The organism is Streptomyces wuyuanensis, from assembly GCF_900103455.1.
Lineage (GTDB): Bacteria > Actinomycetota > Actinomycetes > Streptomycetales > Streptomycetaceae > Streptomyces > Streptomyces wuyuanensis.
This window is the reverse complement of the sequence record NZ_FNHI01000016.1, coordinates 138,674-159,295: the sequence shown is the minus strand read 5'-3', so window position 1 is coordinate 159,295 and position 20,622 is coordinate 138,674. Positions and strand designations below refer to the sequence as shown.

Below are 20,622 nucleotides of genomic sequence, written 5' to 3'. Positions count from 1 at the left end.
GGCGCCGTTCTCGCGCTACCGCGTCCGGGTGCTTCTGACAGGCGGTTGCCCCGCGTCAGCTCTGCCGGGGCAGCCACCCGATGTGCCGCAGGACCGGAAGTACCTTGAGGTGGACGAACGCTTCAGCGGGCGTCTGCTCGTCGTCGGCAGGGAAGAAGACGGCGTGCTGGAAGGACAGTTCGTCCTGTGGATCGTCCAGGTCCACGACGCCCACATCGGGGCGCCTGTCCCGAGGCTCCAGCGTCACACCCTCGCGAGCCGTGAGACTCCGTAACCCGTCAAGGCCGTACGCTGCCGCGAGCGCCGCCGTCGTGAAGCTCTTCTTGATGCGGGGGCGTTCCCGATCCACCCAGGTTGCCCAGGCCATGATGCGCAGCCGTCCGCCGCCGGTCCCCGCCTCTATGCCGCTGCGCAGCCGGTTGTGCAGATTGGACAGCGCCGCCGGGATCTCGGGGACCACATGGGGCTTGTACAGGACGAGGTCGCGCTCGCCGTTGTTCCATCGGGTGTCGTGGACGGTGAGGACCGGCCGGCCGGGCAGCCGCAGTTCCCATCCCGTGGCGGTCCCCGTCGAGGGTGTTCCGCCGCAGGTGGTGCCAGTCTTCCGGTGAGGCGCTGACCCGCGCTCGAGTATGAGTTCGTCCAGGAGTCGCATGATCTGCGCTCCACCTCCGTATGTGCCGCAGTATGCCCGCTGTTGTACGCCGGGCGAAGAGAACGTACTGCCTGCGGCCTTCTTGTGACAGGTGAATGTTCAAAGAACTGCGCGCGGTTGTGCCGGGCAACAGGACGATCGCAGCGGCCGCGGGCCCCGGCCTTCGCCGGTCGGGGCGGTCGGTGTACGCGCCCGGCCGTCCCGCACCCGGCACGCCCCGCGGCGCGTTGCCCCGACCTCACGCCCCGACGTCGCCATGCTGCTGTGCCCATGGGGACGCTCCTGTCGGCCGTCGCGGTGCTCGCCGTCACGCACGCGCTGATCAACCGTGTCGGGGCCGCGCTGTACGTACCCGTCTGTGTCGCCGCGGCCGCCGTGCTCGTGCTGGTCGCGCGGCGGGCCGGGGTCACCTGGGACGAGCTGGGGATGGGTCGGTCGTCCGTGCGCCGCGGGCTGCGGTGGGGGCTTGTCCTCGTGGGGGCCGTGGTCGTCGTGTACGCGGTGGCCCTGGCGGTGCCGTTCACCAGGGAGGCGTTCGTCGACCGGCGGGTGGCCGGGCTGTCGGGGGCGGAGTTGGTCCACCGGGTGTTCGTGAGGGTGCCGTTCGGGACCGTGCTCCTGGAGGAGGTCGCCTTCCGGGGAGTCCTGTGGGCCGTGATCCGCAGACGGTGGGGGGCCGGGTGGGCCACGGCCGGTTCCTCGGTCCTCTTCGGGCTGTGGCACATCGTGCCGTCGCGGGGCCTCACCCGTTCGAACGCCGCTGTCGAGGCGGTGTTCGGTACGGGTGGGACCGGCGTCGCGCTGTCGGTGGGCGCGGCGGTCGTCGGCACCGCGCTCGCGGGTGTGCTGTTCTGCGAGCTTCGCAGGCGGTCCGGGAGTCTGATTCCGCCCGTCGCGTTGCACTGTGCCCTCAACGGCGCCGGCTACGCCCTGGCCTGGCTCGCCGTCCGTGCGGGCTGAGGGGTGGCCGGGACGGGAGCGCCGCCCGCCCGAGGCCGGCAGCCCGGGCGGACGGCGCTCCCCACGCCGTCAGGCTCCCGGCGGCACGTGCGCCGGGCGGCCGTTGCCGCGGGTGAGTCGGTAGCCCCCGATTCCTGCCAGCGCGGCGAGCACGGCCCCGCACGCCGTCCAGACGATGCGGGAGGACCACCAGCCCGACGACCAGCCGCCGTCCGGTTCGACCTGCCGGCCGGTGGCGGGGACCAGCGGGGCGGCGAGTCGGCCGTCGACGGCCGACTCCCCGCCGGAGTCCGCCGCGGTGACCTGGACCGTCGTGTCGACCGGCTCGCCGAGGTCCTCGGCGGGAGCGGCGACGACCGTCAGGCGTACGTAGTAGGCCCCGGGCAGCGGGTCGTCGGCCCAAGGCTCGGACCAGGCCCGGACCGTGCGCAGCGCGCAGCTCAGCTCGACCGACGAGGCGTCCGCCGGGGCGGGCCGCACGTCGCTGCCGTAGCGGCAGGCCTGGCGGCGCCGCAGCCCGTCGTACACGTCGAGGCGCCAGGTGTGGGTGCCGTGGCGCGCCTCGGAGCGGGGCAGCTTCACCGTGGCCCGGACGGTGGCCTGCTGCCCGGCGTCGGCCGGGAACTGCCAGTAGAGGTAGTCACCGGTCGACGCCTGCGCCGTGGCCTGCTGCCCGGGGCGTACGACCGTGGCGGTACGAAAGGACGTACCGGCCTCGGTCGGCGCGGCGGTCTCCTCCTCCGCGCTCGCGCTCGGCGACGGGGAGTCGGCGGCGGCGACCGGGAACGGCAGCATGAAGAGCGCCGCGGCAGAAAGCAGCCCGGCCGTGAACATGCGTACGGTACGCATCAGTTGGTCCTCCAGACGGCGATGCGCCAGCGAGAGATCCAGCCCCACAGCGCGCCTGCGGCGAAGCCCGCGAGCGTCAGCAGGCCGAGCAGCCACCAACCGTGGCCGAGGCCGAGGAACGCCGCGTCTCCGGCGTCACGGGGGCCGCCCGTGATGTCGATGGTCAGCTCGAGGGGCAGGCCGGGGGCCGTCTTCACGGAGGCGGGGGCGGAGAAGGAGTTGCTCACCCGCAGGCAGACGGTCTCGGCGGGCCGGCCGTCGCCGGTCCGGGTGACATCGGTGTCACCGGCGCCGTCCGCGTCGTCTGCCGCGTCGGTGTCGTTGTCGGTGCCGTCGGCCTCGGACTTGGGGTAGCGCAGGCCGGTGGAGACGACGTCGGTGCGCCCGTCGCCCGCGGCCTCGCCGCGTACGATCTCGCGGCCGGCGAGGGTCGAGGCGCGCAGCAGCACGCCGTAGTCGCGGTTCACGGGGCGGTCGGCGGCGATGCTGACCGAGGCGCGCAGTTCCTGGCCGGGCAGCAGGTCCACGCGGTACCAGCGGTGCTGACCGAAGGTCTCGCGGTCGGCGTAGAGACCGGCCTTCAGCCGCGGCGCGTCGTCACAGCGCTCGCCGCCCTGGGTGGCCACCGGGGTGACGACCGGCTCGGCGGCGCGCTCGACCAACTGGCTCACCCGGTCCGAGAGTTCCTCCTTGTGCTGTACGGAGGTATACGTGCCGCCGGTGGCCTCGGCGATGCACATCAGCTGGGCGCGCATCTTGGCGCTGGGGACGAGGCCGAGGGTGTCGATGGTGATGTCGACGCCCTTGGCCGCGATCTCGCGCGCCACCTCGCACGGGTCGAGCGGGGCGCAGGTGTCCTCGCCGTCCGTGATGAGCACGATCCGCCGGGTGGCGTTCCCGCCCTCCAGGTCGTCGGCTGCGCCGAGCAGCGCGGGGCCGATCGGGGTCCAGCCGGTCGGGACGAGCGTCGCCACCGCCGTCTTCGCCTCGGTCCGGTCGAGTTCGCCCACCGGATAGAGCTGCTTGGTGTCCTTGCAGCCTTCCTTGCGGTCCTTGCCGGGGTAGTCGGCGCCGAGCGTGCGGATGCCGAGCCGTACGTCCTCCGGGACCGCGTCCAGCACCTCGTTGAACGCCTGCTTGGCCGCGGACATCCGCGACTGCCCGTCGATGTCGCGGGCCCGCATCGAACCGCTGACGTCGAGGACGAGTTCGACCCTGGGCGGTTCCTTCGCGGCCGGCCGGTCGGCCGTGTCGCCGGAGTCGGCGAAGGCGGCGGAGGGGAGGAGTCCGCCGGTGACGGTGACCAGCAGCGCGCCGCAGACGGCGACCGCCAGTCGCTTTCGTATGATCATCGGCGGATCATAGTGAGCCCGGGTGGTCCGGCCCAATTCCGCCCGCACGCGGGGAGAGCCCACGCCCGACAGCGGTGCCCACGGCGGAGTCGGGTCGCATGTCGGCACGGGGTTCCGCCGCGGAGTCGGGTCGCAGCCGGCCGGGTCGCGAGCGTTGCCGGTACACCCGCTGACGCCACTGCCGCCCGATGGAAGGATTGCCTCCTCGAACCGGCCAGGGGGAGGCAGGCATGGCGCATGCACTGAGCATTCGGCGCGTACTCGGTGACGGCCCGTTCGCGGAGATCGGCGACCCGCGCCTCGTGGCGGTCGATCCCCGGCACGGCGGCATCGTCGTGGGCGGAGACATCGGGTCGATCCGGTGGCCGCCGCTCGGAACGGCCGCCATCGACGGCTGGCCCCAGTACCGGATCGGCGTGTTCGGCGGCGGTGATCTCGCCTGCCGCCATCTCCACCACTCCCACTGGCCGGTGAACTCGATCGCCTTCCATCCGTCCCTTCCGCTGGCGGCAGTCGGAACCGGACGCTACGACGGCAGTTGGGACTTCCAGGGCGAACTCCTCCTGGTGGACCTGGAGTCGGGCACGTTGACCTCCGCCCTCGAGGAACGGCGTGAGGTGCTGGCCGTCGAGTGGCTGGACGACCGCAGGCTGCGCCTCATGGTGTCGCCGGAGGACCGCGACTCCGACCGCGCCTTCAGCCACGCCTTCGAGACCGTGATCGAGCGCGAGGACTGGTCGGCGGCGGGCGACCGCACCGTCGGTTTCCGCGAGTTGACCGGTCCGCGCGTGCCCAGGGTGCGCCCGCCGGATGCGGAACGGGCTCGCGCCTTCCTGCGGGACCGCGGTGCCGCGGCGGGGTCCCCCTGGGAGCTGCGCCGACAGGTGTGGGCGGTGGAGACGCTGGACGACGGGCGGGTGCTGGCCGCCTTCCAGGGCGCCCGAATCGAATGCCGGCTGCCGTCCGGGGAGTTGCAGTGGACGGTGCCCGACCTCGACGGCGGACGCCAGATCCATGTCTGCGCCGACCAGCGCTCCGCCTGGGTCCATGCGCGGCACACCGGGCGGCTCACGGATTCGGGCTGGCGCCGGGCCGGCAATCTGGTCCAGCGCATTTCCCTCGACAGCGGGCGCTCCCTCGAGGAGTACGACCCCGGCCACGCCGTGACGTTCACAGCCGGCCGCGGAGGACGGCTCGTCGTCAGGGAAGCCTGGCCCGCCCGGGACCGGGGGCAGACCGTCCTTCTCGCGCCGGACAACACGGAGACGGCACGCTTCGTACTGCCGGACCACGAGCACTTCGCCGTCCGGCGCGCCGTCGAGCCGCTGTTCGTCCAGCGCCCCGAGGGCCCGTCCCCGGGGCGTCAGTGGGTCGTCGCCGTCGGTTCGGAGATGACGGAAGGGAAGCCGCCGGTCCGCCGGCTCTTCCCGCTGGACTGGGACGGCGACCGCTCCATGCACGTGTTCGCGGGGCCGGGCACGTGCATCGGGAAGGACGCCCTCGTCCACGCGGCCACCCTCCACGACCACCGCGGCCTGCTCGAACGGAACTCGTTCGTGGTCCGCCGCGGCCTCGCGGACGGTGCACCGCGGTGGGTGTACGGATGCGACGAGCCGGTGACGGCGCTGGACGGCGACGACCGCACCGTCTTCGCCGCCTTCCGGTCCGGCAAGATCGTGGCGATCGACGCCGGGACGGGCCGCCCGCGCTGGGAACGCGTGCTTCACGTCTCGGGCCTGCCCGTCGTGCCCCTGTCCCTCACGGCGCCCCGAGCCGGCCGGATCCTGGTCGGCACGGTGGACGGCCGGATCCTGGACTGCGAGACGTCGACGCGGTTCTGACCGCCCGTCACCGCCGCCGCGTCGATCCGGCTCCGGCGTCGGGGCCCCCGACCGCCCGACGCCGGTGACCGTGCGGTCCGGGCGGCCTTCGGGCCGCCGTGCGGACGACGGGCGGGCCGTGCGAGCCGGCCGGCGGTGCCATCGGCGTATGGCACCGCCGGCCGGGGAGGGCCCCGGGCCGACCGAGGTCAGGACCCCAGCGTCCACTTCTGGTTGGCCGTACCCGCGCACGTCCACAGCTGTGTCGGTGTCCCGTCCGCCGTGCCGTTCTCACGGACGTCGAGGCACTTGTTCGCCGGGATGTTGACCACGTCCCGGGTCGACGCGTTGTAGGCCCATCTCTGCGCGCCCGTGCCGTTGCAGTCCCACAGTTGCACGCGCGTGCCGTCCGCCGTGCCCGCCGAGGCCGCGTCGAGGCACTTGCCGAGGGCGCGGATCGTGCCGTCGGTGCCCACCGTCCAGCGCTGGGCGGCGGAGCCGTTGCAGGTGTGGAGCTGTACGGAGGTGCCGTTGGCGGTGTTGGCGCCCGCCACGTCGAGGCACTTGCCCGCGAGGCCCCGCAGGGCTCCCGTCGTCCCGGGGCTGTCGGAGGTGCTGACGCGGACGTGGTCCACGACGAGCTGCTGGGGGAAGACGGTCGAGCCGTCCGGGTCGCCCGGCCAGTAGCCGCCGACCGCGAGATTGAGGATCAGGAAGAACGGCTTGTTGAAGACCCACTGCCTGCCGCCCAGGTCGGCGGGCGTACGGCGCTGGTAGACGTTGCCGTCCACGGACCAGGTGATGGAGTCGGGCGTCCAGTCCACGGCGAAGGTGTGGAAGGCGTCCGCGAAGGCCTGGCCGTTCGGGAGGCTGTAGGCCGCGCCGATGCCGCCGCTGCCGAAGTAGCCGGGGCCGTGGATCGTGCCGTGCACGGTGCCCGGCTCGAAGCCCACGTTCTCCATGATGTCGATCTCGCCGCTGGCCGGCCAGCCGACGTCGCCGATGTCGTTGCCGAGCATCCAGAACGCCGGCCACATGCCCTGTCCGCGCGGCACCTTCAGCCGGGCCTCGACGTGCCCGTAGGTCGCGGTGAAGCGGCCCGCGGTGTTCAGCCGGGCGGAGGTGTACTCGCACCGCCCGTACCAGCACTGGTAGTTGCCGGGGTTCTCCCTGCGGGCCGTGATGACCAGCTGGCCCTGGCCGTTGAGCGCGGCGTTGGCGTTGCCGGCCGTGTAGTACTGGCGCTCGTGGTTGTTGACGTTGTCCCCGGTCTCGATCTGCCACCTCGAACCGTTCACGGCGGATCCCGCCGGGCCGTCGAAGGTGTCCTCGAAGTTCACTGCTTGAACCGACGGGCCGTCGGACGGGGCGGGCGCCGCAGCCGAGCCGGGGGCCCAGCTCAGGGCGACCGTCAGGGCCGCCACCGCCAGTGCGACGGCCTTGACGGGCCGCCTGCGCATCCGTGATGACATCGATGTCGCCTCGTTCCTGTGGTGGGGGGTCGCGGGCCGGCCGCACGGCGGGGATGCCTGCCCGTGAGCGTGCAGTGGTCGGCGGGACGGGAGCCATTGGTCCGTACCTGCTTTCACGGAGTGAAGCGGCTTGAGGGGTTCCTGTCAACGAGCGGGGCGGGGTGGGTCGGACGCGCTCGCGGGAAGCCCGATCGGCCCGGAGGTCTGGACAAAGCGCGCTCGCGATGCTGTCGTAACGAGGCGGTGAGAGCGCTCTCTTCAGCTGGTGTACCACCCCCACGACTCCGGGACGCCCGAAGCGACTCCCGGTACGACCGAAGGGTTCACCGTAGTGAGACACACGACCGGATTACGCCCATGGGGCCGCGACCGGGCCGGTGCGGACGCCCGCGCCGGCCGCGGGCCGGGGCGCCACCCCCGCTCCCGCACCTGGCGCCGTATCGCCCTGTCCGCCGCCCTCGTCCTCGGCGCCTGGGGCGGCGCCGCTCTCGCCCCGGCGGCCGCCGACACCCCGGCCGAACCGTCAACCCGGGCCCCCGCGTCGGCGGGACTGCTCGCCGCCATGCAGCGCGACCTCGGACTCACCGAGACGGAGGCCCGTCACCGTCTCGCCAGGGAGAAGGCGGCCTTCGCCGTGGAGCCCAAGGCGGTACGGGCCGCCGGCGCCGCCTACGCGGGATCCTGGTTCGACGCCGCCACCGGCCGGCTGACCGTCGCCGTGACGGACCGTCACAAGGCGGCAGCCGTACGGGCGACGGGTGCCGACGCGTGGCTCGTACGGCACAGCGCCGCGCGGCTCGACGCCGCCAGGAAGCGCATCGACACGCTCGGCGCGCCCGCCGGTGTCGGCAACTGGTACGTCGACCCCCGGGACAACGCGGTCGTCGTCGGAGTCGTCCGTGGCGAGGAGTCCGACCCGGCCGTCCGGGCCTTCCTCGACCGGGCCCGCGAGGCCGGTCCGGTGAAGGTCGAACCGGTACGGCAGACACCCGCCACGCTGGCCGCGGGGGTCGTCGGCGGCGACCCGTACTACACCGGCAACGTCCGCTGCTCCATAGGCTTCTCGGTGCACGGCGGCTTCGTCACCGCCGGTCACTGCGGCCGGCCCGGGAGCTTCGTCCGCGGCTGGGACGGCTCCGACATGGGCACGTTCCAGGGCTCGTCCTTCCCCGGCGACGACTATGCGTGGGTGAGCACCGGCCACGGCTGGTGGACCGTCCCCGTGGTGCTCGGCTGGGGGCAGACCCCCGACCGGCTCGTCCGCGGCTCCTGGGAGGCCCCGGTCGGCGCCTCGATCTGCCGCTCGGGGTCGACCACCCGCTGGCACTGCGGCACGGTGCTGGGCAAGAACGAGACCGTCAACTACAGCCAGGGAGCCGTCCACCAGATGACGAGGACCGATGTCTGCGCCGAGGGCGGCGACTCGGGCGGCTCGTTCATCAGCGGCGACCAGGCCCAGGGCGTGACGTCCGGGGGCTGGGGCAACTGCAGCACGGGCGGCAACACCTGGTTCCAGCCGGTCAACGAGATCCTCGGCCGGTACGGGCTGACCCTCCACACCGCCTGACGGCCGTGGGACCGTGCCGCACGGCCCGATCGTGCGGCAACCGCCCGGCCGCGCCGCACCGCCGCGTCCCGTACGACGCGTACCGGACCGCGCCCCGTACCGGACCGCACGGCGTGCGACGCGCACCGCGCGGCAGTGCGCACCGGGTGACCGGCACGCCCACGCACACGCGTCATCCGGCATCTCCCCGCACACCGGGGCGCGGCGCCGGTGCCGCTTCCGGGGCCCGGGCCGGCTCCGATCCGGCCCGGCGCCCTGCCCTGCCGTCAGATCATCTGCCGCCGCACCAGCTCGTGCAGCCGGCCGCCCACGTCCCCCAGCAACCGGGCCGGCGGGCCCTGCTGCACCACGCGGCCCTCGGACATGACGATCACCCGGTCGGCGTCCATCACCGTCGACAGCCGGTGGGCGATGACCACCCGGGTGGCGCGCAGCGCGCGCGTGCTCTCGGTGACGATCCGCTGGGTCGCGTTGTCGAGGGCGCTCGTCGCCTCGTCGAAGAACAGCACCCGCGGGCGGCGTACCAGTGCCTGGGCGATCATCAGCCGCTGCCGCTGCCCGCCGGAGATCGCGCCGCTTCCGGAGATCATGGTCTGCATGCCCATGGGCATCCGGCGGATGTCCTCGGCGAGCCCCGCCATCTCGGCGGCCGCCCACGCCTCCTCCTCGGTGAAGGGCTCCGCGCCCCGGATGCAGTCGAGGATCGATCCGGTGAACGGCTGGGCGTTCTGCAGTACGACACCGCACTGGCGGCGTACGGCAGCCTGGTCAAGGGCGGCCAGGTCCTGGCCGTCGTACAGCACGCTGCCGGAGGCGGGACGGTCGAAGCCGATCAGCATCCGCAGCAGCGTCGACTTGCCGCAGCCGCTGGGGCCGGCGATCGCGACGAACTCTCCCGGCCGGACGTTCAGGGACACGTCGTCGAGGACGAGCGGCCCGTCGTCGGTGTACCGGAACGACACCTTGCGGGCCTCGATCGCCCCGGACAGCTCACCCGGCTGGGTGCTGGTCCCCCGTACCTCCGGGGCCTCGTCCAGGACCGGTTTGATCTGTTCGAACATGGGCAGGACGGCGGCGGCCGAGACCAGCGCACCGGTGAGCTGCGTCACGGACGTCAGCATCATCGTCACGGCCGTGTGGAACGTCAGGAACTCACCCGCCGTCAGACTGCCGCTCGCCGGGCCCGCCAGCAGCATGAACATGATCAGCGCGCTCAGCGGCAGATAGACCGCGTCGAGGACCGTCGTCAGATTGCGGATCCGGCCCGCGCGCCGGTGCAGCTCCCGGCTCCGCGCGAACTGCTTCGCCCACGCCGCGTACGCGAAGCTCTCCGCCGCCGCGACCCGGAGCTTGGGCAGTCCCCGCAGGGTCTGGAACGCCTGGTTGTTCAGCTTGTTGTTCAGCTCCACCAGCCGGCGCTGCCAGCGCAGCTGCCACAGCCCCATGCCCAGGAACACGGCACCGATCACCAGCAGCATGCCGATGGCCGCGAGCGCCAGCGGAACGCTGTACACCAGCAGCAGCACCATGTTCATCGCCCCGACCGTGCTCGCCTGGACGACGACCGGCCCCACACCCGACAGCAGTCGCCGGATGGCGCTGATGCCCATCGCCGCGCTCGCCAGCTCGCCGGTGGAGCGCTCCGCGAAGAACTTCGTCGGCAGCCGCAGCAGCCGGTCCCACACGGCGGGCTGCAGCGTGCTCTCGATCCGGCCCTCCATCCGCAGCACGGTGAGGTTCTGCATCAGCATGAACACGGCCGAGACGGCCCCGGCGGCCATCACGGCCACCGACACCTGGACGATCAGGTCGGTCTGGGCGTTCGGCACGTACACACCGAGCACCTTCCCGGTGGCGATCGGCACCAGCGCGCCCAGGACGACCGCGACCAGCCCCGCGACGGCCAGGTTCCGCACGTCCGTGCGCGAGCCGCGGAGGCTGAAGCGCATCAGCCGCCACAGGCCGAGCGGCCGCTCCGGCAGGGGCCGGTAGAACATCACGGCGCGCTGCTCGAACTCCTCGGCGTTCTCCTCGTCGACGCGGATGCGGCTGCCGGTGGCCGGGTTCACCGCCTGGTAGCCGCCGCGCCGCCACAGCAGCGCCACCGGCGCCCCGGACTTGGCCCGGTGACCCACCAGCGGGCCGCAGTCCTCCCGCCACCAGCGGCCGTCGAGCCGGACGGCACGGGTACGCACCCGGGAGGCGAGCGCGATGCGCTCCACCGGGCCGGTCCGCTCGTCGACCGGTCCGCCCCGGGCGAGTTCGGCGAGCGTGATGCCCGCCGCGGAGGCGACGAGCCTGCACACCGCGTACACGGCGTCGTCGGGGACCGCACCCCGGGAGCGGGCCGAAGAGGCCCTGCGGGAGCGGCCGATGGACGCCAGAAGCGCCTGGTCGGCGCCCGCGCGCACCGCCTCCCCGGCCTTGATCCCGGCGGCGGCCCGGTCCTCGTGGGCCCGCTCCATCCGCTCGATCCAGCGATCGAGCCCCGACAGCAGCCGGTACTGCTGGTTGACCATCTGCTGCCACAGGGCGCCGTCGACGAGCAGATCGGCGGCTGCGTCCGCGCTGAACGCGGCGCCGTACTGCACACTGCCGGGGAAGACCGGCAGCCACAGGACGTCGTCGTCCGTCACCGCGTCGTCGTCCGTCGTCCGCCCGTCCAGCGGTGCCTCGAAGAGCACCCGCTGACCGCGCCCGACGCCGAGCGCGAACGCGTGCTCCAGCAGGCTGAGGGTCCCGTCCTGGCTGTCGTACTGGCTCTGGTACGACCAGGCGTCGCCGTACCCGGACTGCGGCTGGAGCTCCAGCAGCGGGATGCGGCGCAGCACGCACCCCTGCAACGGCCGGGCGACGAGCGTGTGCTGGGGGCCCTCCACCGGGCCGAGCAACAGCGTGCCCTTCTCCAGCCGTCCGAGGAAGTGCCAGTGCCCCTGCTGGGCCGCGTCGACCGCGAACAGGTCCAGCGCGCCGTCGACCAGCAGCCACAGCACCTGCGGCCCCTCCAGCGGCAGACTACGGAGCCCGGCGCAGTCGACGTGCTGCCCGAGACCGCCGAACGCAGCGAGCACCGCGTCGTCGGGATGCGCGGACCCGGAGTGGTGTCCGGGCTGTACGGGGATCACCTCAGTGCTCCTTGACCAGTTCGGCGTACGCGCCCCCGCGTGCGACCAGTTCCTCGTGCCGCCCGCGCTCCACGACCGTGCCGTGGTCGAGCACGACGATCTCGTCGCTGTCGCGCACGGTGCTCAGCCGGTGGGCGATCACCACGCAGGCACAGCCGCGGCGGCGCAGATTGTCGATGATCAACTGCTCGGTCTCCGCGTCGAGCGCGCTGGTCACCTCGTCCAGCACCAGCACACTGGGCCGGCGCACCAGCGCCCGGGCGATCTCCAGCCGCTGCCGCTGCCCGCCCGAGAAGTTGCGGCCGTCCTGCTCGACCCGGCCGTGGACGCCGCCGGGCCGACGCGCGACCACGTCGTACAACTGGGCGTCCTTCAGCGCGTCGACGACGGCCTCGTCGGTGATCGACGGATCCCACAGGGCGACGTTGTCGCGCACCGTGCCCTCGAACAGGAACACGTCCTGGTCGACGAAGGAGACGGAGGCGGCGAGCGCGCCGCGCGGGATCTCGTCCAGCCGCCGCCCGTCGATGCGGATGACGCCCTCCCACGGGCTGTAGAGCCCCGCGATGAGTCGGGAGACGGTGGACTTGCCGCTGCCGGAGCCGCCGACGAGCGCGACCTGGCTGCCCGGACCGACCGACAGCGAGAAGCCGGTGAGCAGCGGCTTGTCCAGCGGACTGTAGCCGAAGGTGATGTTCTCCAGCGTGACGTGGCCGCGCAGCCTGCGGGTGCTCGCGGGGGGCTCGGGGCGGGTGTACAGCCCGTCGGCCGGGAAGTTCTCCACGTCCTTCAGCCGGGCCACGTCGGCGGCGAAGTCCTGGATGCGCGACGCCATGCCGTTGAGGCGGGTGATCGGCGCGGTGAACCGGGTCACGAGGGCCTGGAAGGCCACGAGCAGACCGATCGAGATGTGGCCCTCGACCGCCCGCAGCCCACCGATCCACAGGATCAGCGCGCTGTTCAGCGTGGCCAGGGTGGGGGCCACGACGGCGAGCACCGCGCTCGGCACACCGAGCCGCTGCTGTTCCTCCAGCGTGATGGCGTGCTGTCCGGCCCAGCGTCGGAAGTAGCCGTTCTCGCCACCGGTCGCCTTCATCGTCTCGATCAGCTGGATGCCGGTGTACGAGGTGTTCGTCAGCCGGGCGCTGTCGGCGCGCAGCTTCTGGGTACGTGTCGCCCGCAGCCGGACCACGACCCGCATGGCGACCACGTTCAGCAGCGCGACGAGCACCCCGACCACGGTGAGCTGGGGGTCGTAGGTCCACAGCAGCAGCGCGTACAGGACGACGACGACGCCGTCGACGCCGAACGCGGTGAGGTCACGGGCCAGGGTCTCGGCGACCGCGTCGTTCGACTGCAGCCGCTGCACGAGGTCGGCGGGACTTCGCTGGCCGAAGAACGTGACGGGGAGCCTGAGCAGATGCCGGAAGAACCGGGCGCTGCCCAGTGTGGACGAGATGATGCGGCCGCGCAGCAGGTTCGCCTGCTGGAGTCCGGTCAGCACGGCCGTCAGCGCGACCATCGCCGCCATCGAGGCGAAGAGGACCCCCAGCAGGGAGGTCTGGCGCCCCACCAGGTACATGTCGATGTACGTACGGCTCAGCGCGGGCAGCGCCGCGCCGACCGCGACCAGCAGCAGGCTGGCGAGCAGCGCGGCGGCCATCGTGCCGGTGGTGCCGCGCAACCGGGCGGGCACGGAGCGCAGGACGCCGGGCTTGCGGCCGCCGCGGCGGAAGCCGTCGCCGGGTTCGAAGACCAGCACCACTCCGGTGAAGCTGGTGTCGAAGTCCTCCATGGACACGAACCGGCGGCCCTTGTCCGGGTCGTTGATGTGCACCCCGCGGCGGCCGAGCCGGCGGCCCATGCCGTCGTAGACGACGTAGTGGTTGAACTCCCAGAACAGGATGGCCGGCGCCCGGACTCCGGCGAGCGCGGCCGGCTCCATCTGCATGCCCTTGGCCTGGAGACCGTAACTGCGGGCCGCTTTGAGGATGTTGCTCGCACGCGAGCCGTCGCGGGAGACACCGCAGGCGATCCGCAGCTCCTCCAGGGGCACGTGCCGGCCGTAGTGGCCGAGCACCATGGCGAGCGCGGCGGCACCGCACTCCACGGCCTCCATCTGGAGCACGGTGGGGGTGCGGACGCTCTTCTGCTTCGCGGGCGCGGCGGGCTTGCGGGCCGCCCGGCGCGGGTTCGCACGCCGCGGATTGTCGCCGCGGCGCGCGCCGCCGTCGCGCGGGGTGGTGGGGGAGGGAGCCGTCACGGGAGCAGCCAATCGATCGGGCGCTGGTCGGCCAGGCGGATCGCGCCGCCGGCCGGGGTCATGGACTCGATGGCGTACGGCGGTCCGTCGGCGGACGACCAGGCGTACCCCGACTCGGTGCGGGTCGAGCGGTCGAGTTCGACCAGGACGGCCACGGGCCGGCCCTGGCGGGAGAACTGCTCGGCGAGCTGGCCGTCGCCGAGGAAGCCGGCGATCTGCTGCCGGCTCTGCGAGGTCCGGCCGACGGCCTTGACGCGGCCGCGCAGCACTCCGTACTGCTGGGAGGGCACCGACTGGACGGTGAGGTCGACCCGTGCGCCGACGGGGACGGCCGTGCCGTTGTCGGCGGAGAGGTAGAGCATCGCCCTCAGCGGGGAGCGCCCGTCGTCCACGCGTTCAAGGACGGCGACGTCCGCGCCGGTGGTGACGACGGCTCCGATGGTGGCGACGAGGGAGGTGACGCGGCCCGCGGCGAGGGTACGCACGACGGTGCCGTCCTTCTTCCGGCCGCCGTCTCCGCTTCCGCCCTCCCCACTTCCCCCGCCGGTGCCGGAATCCTCGCCGGAGTCCGATCCGGCGCCGCCCGTGCCGTCGGCGCCGCCCTCGGCGGGCTCGCTCTCGGCCCGGTCGCCGGAGGTGCGCACCCGAAGCAGCGGGGCGCCGGCCGGGAGGCTCTTGCCCTCCTCGGCGAGCACTTCGGTCACCTGCCCCGCGACCGGACTCTGCAGGACATAACTGCCCTGGGCGTGCGTGAGAATGCCCGGTGCACGCACCGTGGACGAAACGGAACCGTTTATCGCCCAGAATGTGGCCGCCGCCATCGCGATCACCGTGACGGTGAGGACGAGCCAGCCCTGCGGGCGGGCGAAGCGGACCGGCAGATCGATTTCTTCCGGGGATTGCAGCTTGGAAAGGGCCCTTTGGCGGAACTGCACGTAACTCTTCCCTCGACTGCATGTGTCCGGGTCCGGGGGTGAAAAGCGCGGTGAGCCCCGGAACGGGGAAGGTTCCGGGGCTCACTCAGGCCGTGCTCAGAGGCCGGCGACGAGACCGGTGACGGCACCGGTGTTCAGGCCGGTCGCACCCTCGACGGTGCCGACGACGGAGCCCACGAGGGCCGAGGCCGGGACGATGCCGTCGACGGTGGAGGTCAGACCGGAAACCGCACCGGCGGCAACGGCGCTGTGCAGACCGCCGGAGACGTTGTCGAGGTCGGCGTCGGAGATCTCAGCGGTCTCGACCTGGGGGGTGAAGTTCATGATGAAGCTTCCCTTCATGTGGATATTTCCAAGGGTCACGGCCGGCCCCGCCGGATTACGTACCGGCCGCTCACGGCGGGCGTGCGGGTCCTCGAAACCGGGAACTCGTGTGCAACTCCCGCAGTGCGCAGGATCAAAGCACGACGACGGACCCAACATCCAATCCCCGGGCGCCCGGTCGGCGCCCGATCCGTCAGGGAATCAAGTTCGCGTGCAGGTGCGTCCACGCGGCGGTGGCGACTTCTTCACAAGTTTCACCGGCTCAATTCCGTCCGGGTGAAATGACGGTCCGGTGCGGAATCGGACACTCCGGTCCCAATGGATCAGCGGGCCGCCAACCTCGCGGGGCGCTGCGGGCGGAGGCCAATCGCCGTGTATCGGTTGAGTGTTCGGTGTGCAGGTTTACGGAAGACTCTGTTCCGGTCGGCATGAAGGGGCGTCGGGCACCGGCCCGGGCCGCTGCGTCCGTCCGTGCGGGCGGGTCTCGCCTCTCGCCGGGCCGGGGCGGGTGGCCGCCGGGCACGAGGGGCCTCGACCGGGGTGGGGGCGGGATGCGGACGGCGCGTGGGCCGCCCCGAGGGGGCGGCCCACGGGACCGTCAGAGGGAGGTGCCGAACGCCTGCGTCCACCACGGCCCGCCGGAGGCGTCGTGGATGCCGACGCCCAGCTCCTTGAACGAGCAGTTGAGGATGTTGGCCCGGTGGCCCGGACTGTTCATCCACGAGTCCATCACCGACGACGGGCTCTGCTGGCCCCGCGCGATGTTCTCCCCGTACGTGCTCCACCGGTAGCCGGCGGCGGTGATGCGGTCGCCGGGGTCGGTGCCGTCCGGGCTGGTGTGGTCGAAGTAGCCGCGGGCCGCCATGTCCTGGGAGTGGCGCCGCGCGGCCGTCTCGAGCTTGTCGTTGCTGCGCACCGGGCCGCACCCCGCCTTGGCGCGTTCGGCGTTGACCAGGGCCACGACCTGCTCGACGTCACCGCTCGGCAGCGGGGGCTCCGGGTCGGGCGCCTCGCGGGTGGGCGTCGGCTTCGGCTTCGGCTTCGCCGTGCTCGGCTTGGGCTTCGGCTTCGCCGACTTGCTCGGGGAGGCGCTCACGCTCGGGCTGGGCGAGGGGGACGCGGAGAGCGACGGAGAGGCGGAGGCGGACCGCGAGGGGGACGACGGCTGCTCGGGGGAGGCCGGGGCGGCCACGGTGGAGGCCGGCTCCTCGGACTTCTCGGGGCCGAGCAGGAGATGGGCGGCGCCGCCCGCGGTGACCAGCGCGGCGACCGCGGCGGCGACGGCCGTGGCGCGGCGCCGCCGCCGTGCACGCTCCAGACGCGCCTGCGTGCGGGCCGACCCGGCTCCGGCCGCCTCGCCGGATCCCAGCGATTCCGCCGCCGGTCCGCCGGCACCGTCGCGGCCGGAGCCGGTCGCGTACGGGCCGTACGGGGCGCCCTGGGCGTGGCCGGCACCCGGGCTGCCGCCCGTGCGCGCCGGGCCGCCGAACGACGCCGTGGCCGCCAGGTTTGGGGCCTGCGGGGCGAAGGCCGCCAGCGACGCCGCCACCGGCACCAGGGCGAGGCCCACGAGGAGCCCCTCGGCGGGCACCAGTCCCGACCAGTGGCCCGAACAGGCCGTGCAGCCCCGGGCGTGCCGGGCGATCCGCTTGCGCCACAGGGCGGAGGGCAGTCCGTCCCAGCTCGCGACGATCGGCTCCAGCAGCACGCAGCCGGGGTCGGCGGACAGCGCGCGGACCACCACGCGGGCCGTCTCCAGCTGGGCCTTCATGCGCTGCACCCGTACCGCCGTGTGCTGCGGGGACAGTTCCAGCGCGGCGGCGACCTCCTCCCGGGACAGTTCCCCGGCGGCCTCCAGCCACCACAGCGACAGCAGGGCGCGGTCGTCCTCGTCCAGCCAGCGGGTCGCCTCGGCCGTCTCCCGTCGCTGACCGGAGAGGCCGAGCCGGGTGATGGTCAGGTCCACGAAGTCCGCGCCGGGGTCGACGACGTCGTACGCGTCCTCCAGCCCCCCGGCCCCGGGTATCGCGCCCGCGCGGCGCTCGCGCCAGTGGCCGCGTATCTGGTTCATGGTGATGGCGACCAGCCAGCTGCGGAAGCTGTCCGGGCTGCGCAGACCGTCCAGGCCGCCGAGGACCCGGAGCATCGTCTCCTGCACCACGTCGTCCACGTCCGCGTGGCCGTTCAGGGCACGGCCCACGATGTTGTAGACCAGCGGAAGGTACTCGGCGACGAGCCGGTCCTGGGCGTGCTGGTCACCGGCCTGCGCCGCCATGATCACCGCGGCTTCGCGTTCGCTGCTCACGCTGTGTCCACTCTCTTCCTGGGCTGGGACGTGTCTCCTCCGACACCTGGGAGACGCCCTGCCTCCCTCCCGATAACAGAAATCGGATAGGAGTACGCAGAAACAGCCGGGAGTGTTAGATCCGCACGCCAGGCGCGCAGGACCGCGGCGGAGGGTTCGAACAGTTCGCCCGGAATGTCGGCCGGTTCGTGCCACTGCCAGCGCACGATCTTGTCCGGCTCGGTGACCTCCGGCTCGCCCTCCACCCCCGTGACGAGACCGGCGGCGGAGATCCGGGTCACCCCCCGCTTCCCGTCCATGACCACGGCGACGACGGTCACGTCCTCCTCGCGGACCCTCAGTCCCGTCTCCTCGGCCAGCTCCCTGGCCCCCGCCCGCTCGAAGCTCTCGCCGGGATCCACCTTGCCGCCGGGCAGCTCCCAGCGCCCGTGGTGGTCCAGGCCGAGCAGGACACGCCCGCCGGGATCGACGACGATCATGCCGACGCCGGTCAGGCAGTTGGGTGCGGGAAACGCGCGGGCGGGTCGCTCGTCCGGGGCGGGGCCGGGGGAGTGGGTCACCATGCGGGGATCGTACGAGGTTTCGAATCCCGTCCGTGATGGACTCCGGGGCGGTGTGACGCGTCGGACTCGGTGCCGTACGCGTTTGTCCCGAGTGTCGCGAAACGCCGCAGTCGAGCGTGGCAGGCGGTGGCACTCCGCAGGCGTACGGGCCGGTGGTCGGCCCGGGTGCTCACACTCCCTGTGTGCTCCTGGCTCCGTAGCGTGCCCATGCGGGCGCCACGCCGGTGATCTGGCAGACCATGAGGTACAGCGGGATGGGCGGTGTGTAGGGGCTGGGGCCGTCGGGCCGGTGGATCAGCCGGGGGCCCTCGGCCGGTACGTACGCGCCGCGGGAGTAGTAGGCGGGCAGCGGCCACGCCAGGTCCTGATCGGAGCCCGCCGGGACGATCCACCACATCCATTCCGTGTCCGAGTAGACACAGCCCGTGTGGGGGAGCCGCGACAGCAGCCGCCGGCCGTGCCGTGCGGGCAGGCCGACAGCGTCGTGGCCGAGAGCGGCGGGCAGTCCCGGCGGGAGGTCGAGACGCAGCTGTCCGCGGGTTTCGTCACGCCCCCGGGAGAGCAGGCCGGCCATCGACCTCAGCACGGCCGCCCCAGCGCCAGCTCGGCCCAGACGACACGGCCCGGGCCGGGGTGCGCGTCGTGCGCTCCCCAGGCGCTGCTGACGGCGTCCACCAGCAGCAGTCCGCGCCCGCCCTCCTCGGCGGAGTCGCGGCGCAGGCGCGGCTCGCCCGGCGGGCAGCCCTCGTCCTGCACCGCTATGCGCAACTGGCCCGGCACGTCGTGCAGTTCGCACAGGACGCGCCGGCTCGCGGTGTGCACCACGGCATTCGTGAACAGTTCGGAGGCGACCAGCGCCACCGTGTCGAAGTGGCTCCTGTCGACGCCCCAGCGCATCATGCGCTCCTGGATCAGGTGCCTGGCGCGCGCGACCGAGTCGGCCCGGCCGGGGAGCTCGAACCCGAAGCGGCGGATCGCCGGCACTGAGGAGGCCGGCTGACGCGGCACCGCGAGCACGGGCCTGAGCGTGTTACCAGGAGCCACGACCAATCCTTAACGGTGGGGAAGCAGTGCCGTACATGCCTCTCCCCGGGCAAGGCGCGGCAGCCTCGTGAACTGGTTCACCGAGTCACTCTCCCCCCGAAGCCGACACTTGGCAAGAGGCACTCTGGAAATTGCAGAGTGCCGGGTTCTGGGACAGGGTGGCATGGCACACTCGTCGTGACACCGATGTCGTGGCGTCGGGTCGGGCACATCGAGAACAGGGCGCTGGGGAGGTCTGTAGTGAGCGAGCCGCGGTCCGCCCCGACGGTGGGGCAGGTCGTACTGGGCAAGCGACTGCAGGATCTGCGGGAGCGAGCCGGCCTGAGACGGGAGGAGGCCGCGAAGGTCCTCCGCGTGGCCCCCGCCACCATCCGCCGGATGGAGATGGCGGAAGTCGCTCTCAAAATCCCCTACGTCCAGCTGCTCCTGAGGGCCTACGGCATTCCCGAGGACGAGGCGGAGGGCTTCGTCCAGCTCGCCGAGGACGCCAACAAGCCCGGCTGGTGGCAGCGTTTCCACGATGTGCTCCCCGGCTGGTTCAGCATGTACGTCAGCCTGGAGGGGGCGGCCGCCCTCATCCGCGCGTACGAACCGCACTTCGTCCCCGGACTCCTCCAGACCGAGGACTACGCGCGCGCCGTCATGCACAGCGGAGCCCTCGGCGCCACCAGCGCCGAGGACATCGAGCGGCACGTCGCCCTGCGGATGGAACGCCAGGGGCTGCTCGGCAGGTCCGACGCGCCCAGATTCTGGGTGATCATGGACGAGACGGCGCTGCGCCGCCCGGTGGGCGGACCGAAGGTCATGCGGGCCCAGATCGACCGGCTGCTCGAAGCGGTCGAGCGGCCCAACATCACCCTCCAGGTCGCGGAGTTCGCGACCGGACCCCACGCCGGCACCTACGGACCGTTCGTGCTCTTCCGCTTCGCCGTGCCCGAACTGCCCGACATGGTCTACAGCGAGTACCTCACCGGCGCGGTCTACCTCGACGCCCGCCCCGAGGTCGCCTCGCACCTGGAGGTCATGGACCGCATGGCGGCCCAGGCCGCCACCGCACAACGCACGAAGGACCTCCTCCGGAGCGTCCGCAAGGAGCTGTGAATGGACCGCATATACAACGGCATGCCCGCCCGGGAGCTCGGCTCGGAGGGCTGGCACAAGCCGTGGAGCGGTGGCAACGGCGGCAACTGCATCGAGGCCATGAAGCTGGCCGACGGCAGGGTCGCGGTGCGCCAGTCCGCCGATCCCGACGGCCCCGCGCTCATCTACACGCACGGCGAGATCGCCGCTTTCATCCAGGGCGCCAAGTCCGGTCAGGCAGACTTCCTCCTGACGTGATCAACCGAGCCCCGGGCCCGGCCCGACCGGCCTGACCCCGAGTCGGCAAC

Annotated in this window: 17 protein-coding genes; 5 read left to right on the top strand and 12 right to left on the bottom strand. The window is 72.7% G+C overall.

Annotated features, from left to right (window positions below; genetic code table 11):
* Positions 1–55: 55 nt before the first annotated feature.
* A complete protein-coding gene (locus BLT82_RS23400; protein ID WP_093658014.1) occupies positions 56–655 on the bottom strand; it encodes a hypothetical protein in 600 nt (199 codons plus the stop codon).
* 270 nt (positions 656–925) lie between these two features.
* Here BLT82_RS23400 and BLT82_RS23395 point away from each other — a divergent pair, with 270 nt between their 5' ends.
* Positions 926–1,615, top strand: a complete 690-nt coding sequence (locus BLT82_RS23395) for a CPBP family intramembrane glutamic endopeptidase (RefSeq protein ID WP_093658012.1) — start codon at positions 926–928, stop codon at positions 1,613–1,615.
* Positions 1,616–1,684: 69 nt separating this feature from the next.
* Here the strand turns inward: BLT82_RS23395 and BLT82_RS23390 are convergent, their stop codons facing one another.
* Positions 1,685–2,464, bottom strand: coding sequence for a hypothetical protein (locus BLT82_RS23390; RefSeq protein ID WP_093658010.1), 780 nt, complete (start codon positions 2,462–2,464; stop codon positions 1,685–1,687).
* Entirely contained in the window at positions 2,464–3,816 is a 1,353-nt protein-coding gene (locus tag BLT82_RS23385; protein ID WP_093658008.1) for a VWA domain-containing protein, read from the bottom strand. The genes BLT82_RS23390 and BLT82_RS23385 overlap by 1 nt, the downstream gene beginning before the upstream one ends.
* Before the next feature lie 230 nt (positions 3,817–4,046).
* Here BLT82_RS23385 and BLT82_RS23380 point away from each other — a divergent pair, with 230 nt between their 5' ends.
* Positions 4,047–5,657: a hypothetical protein gene (locus BLT82_RS23380; protein WP_093658006.1), complete on the top strand. Its 1,611-nt coding sequence runs from the start codon at positions 4,047–4,049 to the stop codon at positions 5,655–5,657.
* A gap of 188 nt (positions 5,658–5,845) precedes the next feature.
* Here the strand turns inward: BLT82_RS23380 and BLT82_RS23375 are convergent, their stop codons facing one another.
* Positions 5,846–7,108: a glycoside hydrolase family 16 protein gene (locus tag BLT82_RS23375; protein WP_093658003.1), complete on the bottom strand. Its 1,263-nt coding sequence runs from the start codon at positions 7,106–7,108 to the stop codon at positions 5,846–5,848.
* Positions 7,109–7,547: 439 nt separating this feature from the next.
* Between BLT82_RS23375 and BLT82_RS23370 the strand changes: the two genes are divergently transcribed.
* The gene (locus BLT82_RS23370) at positions 7,548–8,675 is read left to right on the top strand and encodes a S1 family peptidase (RefSeq protein ID WP_093658103.1); all 1,128 of its coding nucleotides are present in this window, start codon (positions 7,548–7,550) and stop codon (positions 8,673–8,675) included.
* 266 nt (positions 8,676–8,941) lie between these two features.
* Here BLT82_RS23370 and BLT82_RS23365 read toward each other — a convergent pair whose 3' ends face one another.
* From BLT82_RS23365 to BLT82_RS23330, 8 genes are all read right to left on the bottom strand, one after another.
* Positions 8,942–11,800, bottom strand: coding sequence for an NHLP bacteriocin export ABC transporter permease/ATPase subunit (locus tag BLT82_RS23365; protein ID WP_093658001.1), 2,859 nt, complete (start codon positions 11,798–11,800; stop codon positions 8,942–8,944).
* Between the two features lies 1 nt (position 11,801).
* Positions 11,802–13,919 (bottom strand): NHLP family bacteriocin export ABC transporter peptidase/permease/ATPase subunit, encoded by a 2,118-nt coding sequence (locus tag BLT82_RS23360; RefSeq protein WP_244292104.1) that lies wholly within the window; start codon positions 13,917–13,919, stop codon positions 11,802–11,804.
* 140 nt (positions 13,920–14,059) lie between these two features.
* Positions 14,060–14,998: an HlyD family efflux transporter periplasmic adaptor subunit gene (locus tag BLT82_RS23355; protein ID WP_093657999.1), complete on the bottom strand. Its 939-nt coding sequence runs from the start codon at positions 14,996–14,998 to the stop codon at positions 14,060–14,062.
* 96 nt (positions 14,999–15,094) lie between these two features.
* The gene (locus BLT82_RS23350) at positions 15,095–15,322 is read right to left on the bottom strand and encodes a type A2 lantipeptide (RefSeq protein WP_093658099.1); all 228 of its coding nucleotides are present in this window, start codon (positions 15,320–15,322) and stop codon (positions 15,095–15,097) included.
* A gap of 598 nt (positions 15,323–15,920) precedes the next feature.
* Entirely contained in the window at positions 15,921–17,627 is a 1,707-nt protein-coding gene (locus BLT82_RS23345) for a sigma-70 family RNA polymerase sigma factor (RefSeq protein WP_208868012.1), read from the bottom strand.
* The gene (locus BLT82_RS23340; protein WP_093657997.1) at positions 17,624–18,190 is read right to left on the bottom strand and encodes a nucleotide triphosphate diphosphatase NUDT15; all 567 of its coding nucleotides are present in this window, start codon (positions 18,188–18,190) and stop codon (positions 17,624–17,626) included. Before BLT82_RS23340 ends, BLT82_RS23345 begins: the two co-directional genes overlap by 4 nt.
* Before the next feature lie 169 nt (positions 18,191–18,359).
* Complete coding sequence (locus BLT82_RS23335) at positions 18,360–18,764, bottom strand: hypothetical protein (protein WP_093657995.1); 405 nt, start codon at positions 18,762–18,764, stop codon at positions 18,360–18,362.
* A gap of 5 nt (positions 18,765–18,769) precedes the next feature.
* A complete protein-coding gene (locus BLT82_RS23330; RefSeq protein WP_244292097.1) occupies positions 18,770–19,234 on the bottom strand; it encodes an ATP-binding protein in 465 nt (154 codons plus the stop codon).
* Between the two features lie 240 nt (positions 19,235–19,474).
* Here BLT82_RS23330 and BLT82_RS23325 point away from each other — a divergent pair, with 240 nt between their 5' ends.
* Both BLT82_RS23325 and BLT82_RS23320 read left to right on the top strand, forming a co-directional pair.
* Positions 19,475–20,335 carry a helix-turn-helix domain-containing protein gene (locus tag BLT82_RS23325; RefSeq protein WP_093657993.1) on the top strand — a complete coding sequence of 287 codons (861 nt, stop codon included), beginning with the start codon at positions 19,475–19,477 and terminating at the stop codon, positions 20,333–20,335.
* A complete protein-coding gene (locus BLT82_RS23320; RefSeq protein ID WP_093657991.1) occupies positions 20,336–20,572 on the top strand; it encodes a DUF397 domain-containing protein in 237 nt (78 codons plus the stop codon).
* Positions 20,573–20,622: the final 50 nt, after the last annotated feature.